This window comes from Actinomadura rubrobrunea NBRC 15275, assembly GCF_001552235.1.
GTDB lineage: Bacteria > Actinomycetota > Actinomycetes > Streptosporangiales > Streptosporangiaceae > Spirillospora > Spirillospora viridilutea.
Genome location: NZ_BCQU01000027.1, coordinates 59,010 through 71,265, shown reverse-complemented (window position 1 = coordinate 71,265; position 12,256 = coordinate 59,010). Strand labels below are relative to the sequence as shown.

Sequence of the window (12,256 nt, the reverse complement as noted above, 5' to 3'; positions counted from 1 at the left end):
CCTGGACGAGCGGGGGATCATCCGGATCGGCGCGGATGTGGTGCCGGGTGACATCCTGGTCGGCAAGGTCACGCCGAAGGGTGAGACGGAGCTGACCCCGGAGGAGCGGCTGCTGCGGGCGATCTTCGGTGAGAAGGCGCGTGAGGTGCGCGACACGTCGCTGAAGGTGCCGCACGGTGAGCAGGGCAAGGTCATCGGTGTGCGGGTGTTCTCCCGGGAGGACGGGGACGAGCTGCCGCCGGGGGTCAACGAGCTGGTCCGCGTCTACGTGGCGCAGAAGCGCAAGATCACCGATGGGGACAAGCTGGCCGGGCGGCACGGCAACAAGGGCGTGATCGCCAAGGTGCTGCCGATCGAGGACATGCCGTTCCTGGAGGACGGCACCCCGGTCGACATCATCCTCAACCCGCTGGGCGTGCCCGGTCGCATGAACGTCGGCCAGGTCCTCGAAACCCACCTCGGCTGGATCGCCGCCCAAGGCTGGGACATCAGCGAAGTCCAAGAGGAGTGGGCCCAGCGGCTGCGCGACAAGGGCTTCGACCGCGTCGGGCCGCGCACCAATGTCGCCACCCCGGTCTTCGACGGCGCCAGCGAAAAGGAGATCATCGGCCTTCTCGGCAACACCCTCTCCGACCGCGACGGCAACCGGCTCGTCATGCCCAGCGGCAAGGCCCGCCTGTTCGACGGCCGCACCGGCGAGCCCTACAAGGACCCGATCTCGGTCGGCTACATCTACATCCTCAAGCTGCTCCACCTGGTCGACGACAAGATCCACGCCCGCTCGACCGGCCCCTACTCCATGATCACCCAGCAGCCGCTGGGCGGTAAGGCCCAGTTCGGCGGCCAGCGCTTCGGTGAGATGGAGGTGTGGGCGCTGGAGGCCTACGGCGCCGCCTACGCCCTCCAGGAGCTGCTCACCATCAAGTCCGACGACGTCCTCGGCCGCGTCAAGGTCTACGAGGCCATCGTCAAGGGCGAGAACATCCCCGAGCCCGGCATTCCCGAGTCCTTCAAGGTGCTCATCAAGGAGATGCAGTCGCTGTGCCTCAACGTCGAGGTCCTCTCCAGCGACGGCATGTCCATCGAGATGCGCGACACCGACGAGGACGTCTTCCGCGCCGCGGAGGAGCTCGGCATCGATCTGACCCGGCGCCCCAACGAAGGCGCCGTGAACGCCGACGGGAGCTGAGCGACCACAGGCCGGCCCGAGAACCGTCGCTCGTGAGAGCCGGGCGGGGCTCGGGCCGGCGCCCCTTCGGGTGAACCCGGAGGAGGCACGATCACGGCGGAACCCAAGGGAGGTGTGGTCCATGGCCGTCGCCGCGCGCGACTTCGAGGCCGACCACACCTCCCGAGCCGCCTTCTCAGCGGCGGCACCTCCGCGCAACGTTCCCACTGCAGAGTCCGATTTCTCGGACGTCCTCTTCTCGGACGTGCTCTACGGCTGCGACTGAGACGAGTACTTCGACGACATCAGCCGCCCGGCGCGGGCCGGGTCGATCGTGTCGGCGGTCTCCCCCGACGCCTACCGGTAGCCGTCGCGGCCGCGGATGCGCTGGTCGCCGCCGGAGCAGAACGCCCAGCCGCCGTCGCGCGGCGACGGGCCGTTGACGTTGGCATCGCACCATGTCGAAGGGCTGATGCCCGCTCGTATCGTCCGAGTCGATCGCGGCCACTGTGACGCGGTCACCTTGGACGGGCCCGTGCGCGCCGACACCTCGGGGCGGCCGGGCTGCGGACGGGAGACCGGGCCGCGCCGCGGCCCGTCCACAGCCCCCTGATCACAGCCCCTGATCACAAACCTGCTGCCGCGTCGTACGGCGATCGTGCGGTCGTCGGCGTCCGGCTGCTCGCAGGTGCCGACCACCGACGTGACACCGTCACCGTGTCCCCGGCCGTCCCGGTCGCCCTGGGACGCCTCGAGCGGATGCCGACGTGCGGCGCGCGGCCCGTGGCGTGTCGATGGAACGGCGGACATCGAGGCGGAGGCGACGGCGGCCGCACTGCCCGTCACAGGGGCGCGGCACGGCCTCCTGAGGGGTGAGGCCCTCGGCGCCGCCATCTCCCCCGCGACTGCGCGCAGTGGGCCGCCCGTCCGGGACGCGCGGCTTGAGTGCGCGAGCCCACCGGTCGTCAGCTCCGCGATCCCCTGCGGCGGGCAAGGAAGCCGTCACGGACACCTAGCAGACGGCCACGGGCCTGGCGGACGCATCAGCCGGCGGCAGGGTGTTTCACCAGCTGATCGCGGCTGCGACCGGCAGGTGGTCGCTGCCGGTGGGAGGCAGCACCCACGAGCTGCGCGGCTCCACGCCTTTGACCAGGATCTGGTCGAGCCGCACCACCGGGAACCTCGCGGGCCAACTGAAGCCGAAGCCGTCCCCCGCCGCGACCTGGGCCGACCGCAGCCGCGACGTGAGAGCGGCGAACGCGCGGTCGTCCACCGTGCCGTTCAGGTCGCCGAGCAGCACCACCCGCTTGATCCGCTCGGCGGCGACGGCCTCCCCAAGCGCCTGCGCGCCCCTGTCCCGATGGACCGTCCAAAAGCCCGCCCTGGGATTCACCCGTGCGGACCCCAGGTGGGCCACATACACCGCCAGAGGCCCGTGGTCCGTGGCCACCGTGGCGCGCAGCGCCCGGTTGTAGCGCATCTTCTCCTCGATCGGCTTGGTGGCGGCCAGCGGCCCGTAGTCCATCTGAATGTCGACCGGCCGGATCTCCGACAACGGCAGCTTGCTCCACAGCCCGACCGTGCCCTGCACCGTGTGGTACGGGTACGCCTCGGCCAGCGCCTGCTCGTATGTCCCCCTGTCCTCCTGGGTCAGCTCCTCGAGCGCCAGCACGTCCGCACCGGAGGCGGCGAGGGCGCGGGCGGTGCCGACCGGGTCGGGGTTGCCGTCGCGGACGTTGTGACTGGCCACGGTGAGGTCGCCGCCCGGTCGGGACTTGTCGCCGAGCAGCGCGCCGAACAGGTGCAGCCACACGGTGACCGGCAGCAGCAGCGCGGCCACCGCGGAGGCGGAGCGGCGCCACAGCGCCCCGCCCAGCAGCACCGGAATGAACAGGCCGAACCACGGCAGGAAGGTCTCCACCAGGCTGCCGAGGTTCCCGACCCGGTTCGGGATCATCCCGTGCAGCAGCATGAGCAGGCCCAGCAGCAGCGCCAGCACCGCCAAGATCACGCCGCGTTCCCACGGCCCCGGCCGCATGACCAGGCGCATCGCCCGGCGGACGCTTTTCGCGCGCCGACCGCCGGAGCCGGTGTCCGGTCGGCCGACGCGCGCCGATTCGATGTCCTCTGTGTCCGCCTTCGCCATCGTTCGCCCCCGCTTGCTCGTGGTCACTGTCGCATCCTCGGATCCTGGGTGGGGTCGGCGTACATGCGCGGGCAACCGCGTTCGACCGCACCGGCGCGCAGTTCGTAGTGCCAGGGCTCGTTCTTGTAGATCTGGCACAGCCCGTACTGGGCGCCGTGTCTGGACAGCCACGCGGTGGCATCGGAAGGCCCGATGTCGACCGCGTCCCCCGACACGTGGGGGGAGGTGTCCGGGGTGGCCACCCATCGTGCGGCCTCTTCCTTAGACCCGTACTTGGCGATCGCTTCGCGCAGCAGCCGTGCCTGGTATTCCGGGGAGCGCCAGCCGCTGTTGACGTAGAACTGGACTCCGTCGTCCGCCGCGTCCGCCGCGGCGCGGCGGAGGGCCTCGAGCAGAGCCGGATCAAGGTTGGCCACGGCCGGAAACTCGTCGTCGAAGACCGTCACGCCGTCGGGGACGGCCCCGGCGGCCGGGCCGGACGCGCTGCCGCGCCCGGTGCGAGGGGCCTTCGAGGGCGGGGCCGCCGAAGCCGACGAGGACGGGGCCGGCGAGGACGGGGCCGGGGAGAAGGACTGCACTAGAGGCGGCTGCGACGCCGCTGAGGAGACCCCCGCCCAGTAGCCGAGGGCCGCGGCCACTGCCAAGGCGGCCGTGAGGCCGACGACGAGGAGCCAATGTCTCCGGCGGGTCGTCGTTCGTGCCGGTGATCGGGTTTGAGCCATGCCGCCACTCAAGGCGACGCGGTGTTGCCGGGGCGTATGCGGATTTCCATACGCTGGCGATATGCGCCGGCACGTACCATCCGGTGCATGCGTGTGCTGATAGTCGAGGACGAGCCGTACCTGGCGGAAGCCGTCCGCGACGGCCTGCGCCTGGAAGCGATCGCGGCCGACATCGCGGGCGACGGCGACACCGCCCTGGAGCTGCTCGACGTCAACACCTACGACATCGCCGTCCTCGACCGCGACATCCCCGGCCCTTCCGGCGACGAGATCGCGAAGCGCATCGTCGCGTCCGGCAGCGGCATGCCGATCCTCATGCTCACCGCCGCCGACCGGATCGACGACAAGGCGTCGGGGTTCGAGCTGGGCGCCGACGACTACCTCACCAAACCGTTCGACCTTCGCGAGCTCGTCCTGCGGCTGCGGGCGCTGGACCGCCGGCGCGCGCACGTCCGGCCCCCGGTCCGCGAGATCGCGGGCCTGCGGCTGGACCCCTTCCGCCGGGAGGTCTTCCGCGACGGACGCTACATCCCGCTCACCCGCAAGCAGTTCGCGGTGCTGGAAATGCTCGTCGCCGCCGAAGGCGGTGTCGTCAGCGCCGAAGAGCTGCTGGAACGGGCCTGGGACGCCAACGCCGACCCGTTCACCAACGCCGTCCGCATCACCGTCTCCGCCTTGCGCAAACGCCTCGGCGAACCCTGGCTGATCGCCACGGTGCCGGGCGTCGGCTACCGGATCGACACGAGCCGGACACCGGCGCGGACCCCGCCCGCCCCAGCAGAGCCCATGGATAGTGCCCATGGATAGAGCCCATGGATGACGTCATGACCAGACGCCCAGGCCTGAGCGCCCGGCTGAAACTCACCCTCAGCTACGCCGGCTTCCTCCTCCTCGCCGGCGTCCTCCTGATGGCCGTGCTATGGGTGTTCGTGCTGCGCCACCTGCCCGACGAGGACCCCGAGAACATCCGCAGACGCTTCGGCGCCACCGTGATCATCGTGAGCGCCGACCGCAGCGAAATGGTGCGCGGCTTCGCCCCCGCCGCGGCCGCGGTGCTGCTGTTCCTCCTGGTGTTCGGCCTCCTGGGAGGATGGATCCTCGCAGGGCGGATGCTCGCGCCGCTCACCCGGATCGCGGACGCGGCGCGGAAGGCCTCCGAAGGATCGCTGTCCCACCGCATCCGGCTGCGGGGCCGCAGAGACGAGTTCCGCGAACTCGCCGACGTGTTCGACACCATGCTCGGGCAACTCGAGTCCCACGTCGCCGAGCAGCGGAGGTTCGCCGCGAACGCCTCCCACGAGCTGCGCACGCCGCTGGCCGTCTCCAAGACCCTCCTCGACGCCGCCCGCAACGCCCCGCCGCGGGACCAGGGCGAGCTCATCGAACGCCTCCACGCGGTCAACACGCGGGCGATCGACCTCACCGAGGCGCTTCTGCTGCTCAGCCGCGCCGACCGCAAGAACTTCACCCGCGAGGCGGTCGACCTGTCCCTCCTCGCCGAGGAAGCCGTCGAGACGCTGCTCCCCCTCGCCGAACAGCGCGACGTGACGCTCGAGGTCACCGGGGAGATGGCGGAGACGTCCGGCTCCCCCGAGCTTTTGTTGCGGCTGGTGACCAATCTCGTGCAGAACGCCATCGTCCACAACGTCCCCGCCGGCGGCACCGCGACCGTCCAGACCGGGACGCGGCACGACGTGAGCGTGCTGCGGGTCGAGAACACCGGTCGGCCGGTCCCGCCGGACCTGCTGCCGACCCTCACCGAACCCTTCCAACGCGGGACGCAACGCACACGCGCCGACGAGCATGCCGGAGTCGGCCTGGGGTTGGCGATCGTGCACAGCGTCGTCCGGGCGCATGACGGGACCCTCGACCTCGCGCCCCGCGAAGGCGGCGGTCTCGTCGCCACGGTCCGACTTCCTCGAGCGCACGCCAGGACGTCCCAGCAGGCGGCGTCTCAGCGGGCATCGTCCACCAGCGAAGCCGACCGGACACGTTGACGGACGTCGCGACGGTCGGGCCCGCACGGCAGACCTCGCCGGTGACACAGCGCCAGTCACTTTGACGCACGAGCAGTCCGGCCCGGCCGACCTGGTGCGTGAGCCGATGCCCATCGACCAACGCACCGTCAAGGCGCTGACGCGCGCGGGAGCATCGGTGCTCAGCTCAGATAGCGCAGCCACAGGTAGGGGACGACCAACGCGATGGTGATCACGGTGACGACCAGGCCGTAGCGGGTGAAGGTCCAGAAGCTGATGGGCGCGCCGTTGCGGGCGGCGATGCCCAGCACCACCACGTTGGCGCTGGCCCCGATGGCGGTGGCGTTGCCTCCCAGGTCGGCGCCGAAGGCCATGGCCCACCACAGCACCTGCGGGTCGCCTCCCGCGCCTGTGACGGTGTCGGCGAGGTCGGAGACGATCGGGCTCATGGTGGCCACGAAGGGGATGTTGTCGATGACGGCCGACAGTCCTGCCGAGCCCCACAGCAGCACCATGGCGGCAAGCCCCAGACGCCCTTCGGTGGCCTCGGCGGCCGCTTTGGAGACGGCGTCGATGACGCCCGCCTCGACCAGGCTGCCGACCATCACGAACAGTCCGGCGAAGAACACCAGAGTGGGCCATTCGACCTCCTCCAGCGCCTGTTGTGTGGTGACCCTGGTGACCACCACCAGCAGCCCCGCCCCCAGCAGCGCCACGACGGAGGGCTCATAGTGCAGCACGGGGTGCAGCACGAACGCCGCGACCACCAGGCCCAGCACGGTCAACGCCTGGATGAGCATCTTGCGGTCGGTGATGGCCTCCCGCGCCTCCAGCGACATCACCGCGGCGACCCGGTCGGGGTCGTAGGTGAAGGCGCGCCGGAACAGCCACCGGCACAGCAGGCAGAACACCACCATCAGCACCACGGCCATCGGCGCCATGTGGATGAGGAAGTCGTTGAAGGTCAGGTCGGCGCGGCTGGCGATGATGATGTTGGGCGGGTCGCCGACCAGCGTGGCCGCCCCGCCGATGTTGGAGGCCATCACCTCGGCCAGCAGGTACGGCACGACGTTCAGCGCCAGGCGTTCGCAGACCAGGAAGGTGACCGGGGCGATGAGCAGCACGGTGGTGACGTTGTCCAGCAGCGCCGACACCGCCGCGGTGATCACCGCGAGCATGACCATCAGCCGGTAGGGCCTGCCGCGCGCCTTCTTGGCCGCCCAGATCGCCAGGAACTCGAACACGCCGGTCTGCCGCAGCACCGAAACGATCACCATCATGCCGAGCAGCAGGAAGACGACGTTCCAGTCGATGCCGGTCTGCTCGGAGAAGAACGCCTTCTGCGCGTCGGTGATGTGCAGCGCCAGCATCAGCGCGGCGCCGCCGAGCGCGACCTTGGTCCGGTGGATCTTGTCTGTCGCGATCAGCGCGTAGGCGGCGACGAAGATGACGATCGCGGCAGTGGCGAGCACGAGGCGGCCTCCCGGAAGAACGGTGGAAACGGCGGGCGGCTGCAGGTGAAACCGCCCGCGAAGCGGTCACCGGCAGGCAGGTCGTTCGGAGGAAGGGGACGGTGCGCCGACAGGTCACGGAGGCGGACGGCCGGTGCCGCCGGACGCGGTGAGCTCGTCCAGGCGCCGCTCCAGCGCGGCGATCCGGTCGTCGACCGACCGCTCGTGCAGGAGCTGGGCGAGCTGGTCGGCCTCATCGCGGTCCAGGACGATGCTGTGCGCGGGCCTGTCGGGATCCGCTCCCTGGTCGGGATCGACGGGCGACGCGGGACCGTAGACGTACAGGGTCCGCTCCCCGCGGGTGTCGATGAACAGGGCGAGCCGCTTCCCGCGGCGGGTCAGTATGTGGTACAGAGTGCCGCTGCCCGGCACGGTGGTGGGAGTGACGTGCATCGTGGTCACCTCCGCTGGCGTGTGCGGGTGTCGGAGACATGCCCGGATTCGTTCTCGGCATCGGCGCCGGGTTCGGGATCGCCGTATTCCCCGTGCCAGTAGGCCAGGCGGCCGCGGCGGCCGACGGCGCGCAGGCGGCGCTCGGTGGCCTGGCGGGTTGCGCTCGTGGTCACGATGAGCAGTTCGTCCCCCTCCAACAGCACGGTGGTCGGGCCGGGGACCAGGGCGGTGCCGTCACGGATGATCAGGTTGATCACGGCCGGCGGGGGCAGCCGCAGCTCGGAGATCTCCACGCCGTGCAACCGGGAGCCGGGCGGGATGGTCAGGGTCAGCAGTTCGGCGCCCAGCACGTCCAAAGGCGCGGCCTCGACCTGCAGTTCGCGGGCCTGGTCGGGACGGATCAGCCCCAGCAGCCGCGCCGTCGGCGCCAGGCTGGGCCCCTGGATGAGGGTGAACACCACGACCAGCAGGAACACGATGTGCAGCAGGTCCCGGGCGCCGGGGACGCCGGCGACGACGGGGAAGGTGGTCAGCACGATCGGCACGGCGCCGCGCAGCCCCGCCCAGGAGATGAACGCCTGCTCCCGCCAGGGCACGCGGAACGGCACCAGGCAGACCAGCACCGAGATCGGCCGCGCGGCCAGCAGCAGGATCAGGCCCACCACGAGGGCCGCTCCGATCGCCGCCGGCAGCTCGCTCGGGGTGACCAGCAGGCCCAGCATCACGAACAGGGCGATCTGGGCGAGCCAGCCCAGGCCCTCGGCGAACGAGCGGGTGGCCGCGCGGTGCGGCAGCCGGCAGTTGCCCATTACCAGGCCGGCCAGGTAGGAGGCGATGATCCCGCTGGCCCCCGCGGCGCCGGCGGCGGCGAACGCGATGATGCCGAACCCGACGATCGCCAGCGGATACAGCCCGGTCGCCGGCAGCGCGATCCGCCGCAGCGCGCTGACCCCCACGCGCGCGACCACCAGCCCGATCACGGCGCCGACGGCCAACTGGTACAGCAGGTTGCCCACCACATGGACGGGGTCGAACGTCTCGGTGGCGGCGCTGCTGAACACCAGCACCAAAATGATGGTCGGCGCGTCGTTGAAGCCCGACTCGGCCTCCACCAGGCCGGTGACCTTGGACGGAAGCGGCACGGAGCGCAGCACGGCGAACACCGCAGCGGCGTCCGTCGACGACACGATCGCACCCAGCAGCAGCGCCAGCTGCCAGTCCAAGCCCAGCAGGAAATGCGCTCCGGCGCCGGTGACCACGACCGAGACGCCCACCCCCACGGTCGCCAGCACCCCGGCCGGGGCCAGCAGGCGCCGCACGTCGGACCACGACGTGGTCAGTCCGCCCTCGATCAGGATGAAGGCCAGCGCGGTCGTCCCCAGCGCCTGGGCCAGCTGCGCGTTGTCGAAGTCCAGACCGAGCCCGTCCTCGCCCACGATGACCCCGACGGCGAGGAACAGCAGCAGGCTGGGCAGCCCGACCCGGTGCGCCAGGCGGGCGGCGGCGATGCTGGCCAACAGGACCGCCCCGCCGAACAGCAGCGCCACGTACAGCTGCGACAGGGTCATCGCACCGCTCCCCGGCCCTCGACGGTCCCGATGCGGTGTGCCGTGACCCGCGAAGCGGCGCCCGCGACGTCCCACGGACCCGGCGGCGGGCACAGGGCACGAGCGGCGCGCGGACCGACCGGCGCGGCGGCCCGGGACGGGCGGCGTCGGCGATGGACGCGGGGGAAGTCGATCACGGGGGCGTCCGGCGCGGCGGTCCGTCCACGGTGCCTCATGCCGACCCCCCGGACGGACGCTACGAGCCGTCCGTGCCGCCGACCGCGGAGGCGGCCCGGACGGCCCAGTGGTGCAGGCTGTGCAGTGGAACGTCGGCCTGGACGATCTGGATCAGCGACACCGCCAGCCCCCACTGCTCGAGTTCCCGCCGGTGCCCGTCGTCCTCGACGCCGGGCACCGGGGCACCGCCGCCGGCGGCGACCACCCCGGTCAGCTGCGTCAGGTCCCGCCGGGCGATGTGACGGCGCACCTGGCTCTCCACGATGACACCGGCCGTGGCACCGGCCGCCCCGGGCGCCTCCGCCGCCCGCGCCGCATAGCGGTCCGGGTCGACGACCGACACCACAGCCATGATCTTCAACCGCAGGATCACCCCGTCGCGGGTGAGGGCCTGCGTCCACATCTCCAGCGGGGCCATCCGCAGCCCCACGCGCTCCCATCGGTCGATTCCCGGGAGCACCCGCACCAGGCCGGGACCTCGCACCTGCGGGGCACCGCCCAGACGCCAGACCACAAGGCGCTGATGCCCGGGGACCACCCGCACCGTCGCCGCCATCACGATCACGGCCGCGGCCACGGCCGCCACGATCAAGACCACGCCCGGCGGCGGTTCCGCGCCGAACGGCTCCGGCGACCGCGCGGCCGACCCGGCAAGGGCCGCACCGCCCGCCGCAAGGGCCCCGGTCATGTTCCCTCCTCCCCGCCCGGTCGATCACGTGCATGGGCATCGGTGACGCGCATGAGAGCGTGTCCGGCATTAATCCCCTCAGGTGTTCGCCGCGGTCGTGTCAGTCGACCAACGGTTGTCACGGGCGATCCGCACAGCCGCGGCCCTGTCGCCGCCGCTTCAGCCGGAAAGGGAGTGGCTCCAGCATAACTTCGGCGGTTCCACTGATCACTGATGCGCAGGCGTCCGCCGGCTGGGGGCAGCCGGTCGGCCTGCGCCTTTGCGGCGGTGGTCCGGGCGTGCGGCTGGTCGCGGTGTTCTGGGTCGAGTCGTGCTGCGGGTCCAGGGCGACCGTGCGGGCCGGGCCGCGGCGCGATCTTCTCGATGCCGGGCCACCGCGGCCGCCCGGACAGGGCGTCGCGCAGTGCCCGCAGCTCCACGCTGGACAGGCGGTCACGTGCCTGAAGCGGCATCGGCGACCTCCGTTGCGTCGATGGAATCCGATAATCCGTACACGATGGGCGCGACCAGCGCCCGCAACGCGGCGGGGGCCAGGCAGAGCCGGGCCAGGCCGCGGATGGTGGCGCGGGCCGGGTCAGGGGCGACGGTGACGCTGAGGCCGACCCGGGCGGCGAGCCAGCCCGGCAAGGAAGGCGGCAAGGCTCCGCCGCCGGTCAGCAGCACGCCCCGGGGACGGGCTTGCGCTCGCAGCCGAGGCGGCAGATCCTTGACCATCTGGTGCAGTTCGCCGACCAGCTGCAGGCGTACGTGGTCGGGCAGCCCGCCCTCGCAGGGGCCGGGACGGCGTTCGGCGACGTATTGAATGGAACGCGCGTGGCTGAGGCGCCCCTCGATGATCACTGCCATTTCCACGATGCCGGCGCCGATGTCCGCCACGAGCCGAGGCTGCGGATCGGTGACCGCCCATCCGGCGCCGAGCGCCGCGGCCAGCGGGGCCTCCAGGACGCGCACCGGGCACGCGGCCGCGGCGCGCACGGCGGCGACCGCCCGCCGCACGTCCATGTCGGTGGCCCCGACCGGTGACGCGAGCAGGACTTCACGCGGTGCGGGCAGGGCGCAGACGTCGGCCAGTGTCAGGCGGGCCAGCCGGGCGCAGCCTGGAAGGTCCACCACCATGCCGTGCCTGATGGGATGCCTCTCGGGCGGCACGTCCGCGCCGGCGTATTCGTCGGCGTATTCGTCGGCGCGCGGACGGAGGGCGTGGACCGCCGAGGGGCGGTCGATCATCACCTCATGGGCGGGCACGCTGGCCCGGACGCGGCTGCTGCCCAGGTCGATGGCGGCGCGCGGTCCGACCCGCGGGCTCGGCCGCGCATCGGACGGCGAACCGGTGGCCGGGGGCGGGACGAACGGCATGCAGATCACCTCGATCGGTGCCCACGGGGAACCGGCGGCCCGCGGGAGGCGCGCTCCCGCTGTCGGCGCCGACTCTCGGCGGGCCGTTGGGACTGGTCAGCAGCTGAGCGGCACACGGGTCAGCATTCGGTTCGCTGGTGGCGTTCCTGGCACGGCACGCAGCAGCGGGCAAAAGGCAAGATCTCCAGGCGGTCCGCGGGGATCTTCGTGCCGCAGTCCTGGCAGATCCCGTACGTGCCCGCGTCCAGCCGGGCCAGGGCCGCCTCGATGTCCTCCAAAGACCGACGCAGCCTGTCACCCCGCGCCACGGCGGCCTCGTCAGCGCGATTGCCGGCCTCGTACTCGGCGATGACCAGCTGCGCCGTCCGGGTGCGACGCTCATGCTCCAGCCGCTCGCGGGCCATCCGGGCGGCCGCGCCGCCCGGCTCGTAGCCGCTGGCCGCGCCGCGCGCGGCACCGCTCACCGTCATCGCGCATGACTCCCTTCGGCCCGGGCACGTGGCGTCACCAGC

At 71.8% G+C, this 12,256-nt stretch carries 13 protein-coding genes; 4 read left to right on the top strand and 9 right to left on the bottom strand.

Annotation, left to right across the window (positions count from 1 at the left end; all coding sequences use genetic code 11):
* On the top strand, positions 1–1,189 hold a 1,189-nt coding region (locus tag AR3_RS11230; RefSeq protein WP_451916693.1), incomplete at its 5' end, for a DNA-directed RNA polymerase subunit beta.
* Between the two features lie 121 nt (positions 1,190–1,310).
* Positions 1,311–1,454, top strand: coding sequence for a hypothetical protein (locus AR3_RS30445; RefSeq protein WP_157406652.1), 144 nt, complete (start codon positions 1,311–1,313; stop codon positions 1,452–1,454).
* A 71-nt stretch (positions 1,455–1,525) separates the two neighbouring features.
* Here the strand turns inward: AR3_RS30445 and AR3_RS29545 are convergent, their stop codons facing one another.
* From AR3_RS29545 to AR3_RS32110, 3 genes are all read right to left on the bottom strand, one after another.
* Positions 1,526–1,867, bottom strand: a complete 342-nt coding sequence (locus AR3_RS29545; RefSeq protein WP_146150337.1) for a hypothetical protein — start codon at positions 1,865–1,867, stop codon at positions 1,526–1,528.
* A 364-nt stretch (positions 1,868–2,231) separates the two neighbouring features.
* Positions 2,232–3,218, bottom strand: coding sequence for an endonuclease/exonuclease/phosphatase family protein (locus AR3_RS11225; protein WP_227023277.1), 987 nt, complete (start codon positions 3,216–3,218; stop codon positions 2,232–2,234).
* A 119-nt stretch (positions 3,219–3,337) separates the two neighbouring features.
* Positions 3,338–3,760, bottom strand: coding sequence for a M15 family metallopeptidase (locus tag AR3_RS32110; RefSeq protein WP_067912653.1), 423 nt, complete (start codon positions 3,758–3,760; stop codon positions 3,338–3,340).
* A 363-nt stretch (positions 3,761–4,123) separates the two neighbouring features.
* On the opposite strand from AR3_RS32110, the gene AR3_RS11215 reads away from it, so the two are divergent.
* Together AR3_RS11215 and AR3_RS11210 are read left to right on the top strand one after the other, a co-directional pair.
* Positions 4,124–4,843, top strand: a complete 720-nt coding sequence (locus tag AR3_RS11215) for a response regulator transcription factor (RefSeq protein WP_067912648.1) — start codon at positions 4,124–4,126, stop codon at positions 4,841–4,843.
* 17 nt (positions 4,844–4,860) lie between these two features.
* Complete coding sequence (locus tag AR3_RS11210; RefSeq protein WP_067912700.1) at positions 4,861–6,033, top strand: sensor histidine kinase; 1,173 nt, start codon at positions 4,861–4,863, stop codon at positions 6,031–6,033.
* A gap of 161 nt (positions 6,034–6,194) precedes the next feature.
* Here AR3_RS11210 and AR3_RS11205 read toward each other — a convergent pair whose 3' ends face one another.
* The 6 genes from AR3_RS11205 to AR3_RS11180 all read right to left on the bottom strand — a co-directional run bounded on the left by AR3_RS11205 (position 6,195) and on the right by AR3_RS11180 (position 12,214).
* Complete coding sequence (locus AR3_RS11205) at positions 6,195–7,484, bottom strand: ArsB/NhaD family transporter (RefSeq protein ID WP_067912645.1); 1,290 nt, start codon at positions 7,482–7,484, stop codon at positions 6,195–6,197.
* A gap of 114 nt (positions 7,485–7,598) precedes the next feature.
* The gene (locus AR3_RS11200) at positions 7,599–7,916 is read right to left on the bottom strand and encodes a cation:proton antiporter regulatory subunit (RefSeq protein ID WP_067912698.1); all 318 of its coding nucleotides are present in this window, start codon (positions 7,914–7,916) and stop codon (positions 7,599–7,601) included.
* A 5-nt stretch (positions 7,917–7,921) separates the two neighbouring features.
* Positions 7,922–9,484 carry a potassium/proton antiporter gene (locus AR3_RS11195; RefSeq protein WP_067912642.1) on the bottom strand — a complete coding sequence of 521 codons (1,563 nt, stop codon included), beginning with the start codon at positions 9,482–9,484 and terminating at the stop codon, positions 7,922–7,924.
* 235 nt (positions 9,485–9,719) lie between these two features.
* Positions 9,720–10,388: an SPFH domain-containing protein gene (locus AR3_RS11190; RefSeq protein WP_067912639.1), complete on the bottom strand. Its 669-nt coding sequence runs from the start codon at positions 10,386–10,388 to the stop codon at positions 9,720–9,722.
* A gap of 432 nt (positions 10,389–10,820) precedes the next feature.
* Positions 10,821–11,744, bottom strand: a complete 924-nt coding sequence (locus AR3_RS11185) for a rod shape-determining protein (protein WP_106258985.1) — start codon at positions 11,742–11,744, stop codon at positions 10,821–10,823.
* A 119-nt stretch (positions 11,745–11,863) separates the two neighbouring features.
* Positions 11,864–12,214, bottom strand: coding sequence for a TraR/DksA family transcriptional regulator (locus AR3_RS11180; protein ID WP_083951297.1), 351 nt, complete (start codon positions 12,212–12,214; stop codon positions 11,864–11,866).
* Positions 12,215–12,256 lie beyond the last annotated feature (42 nt).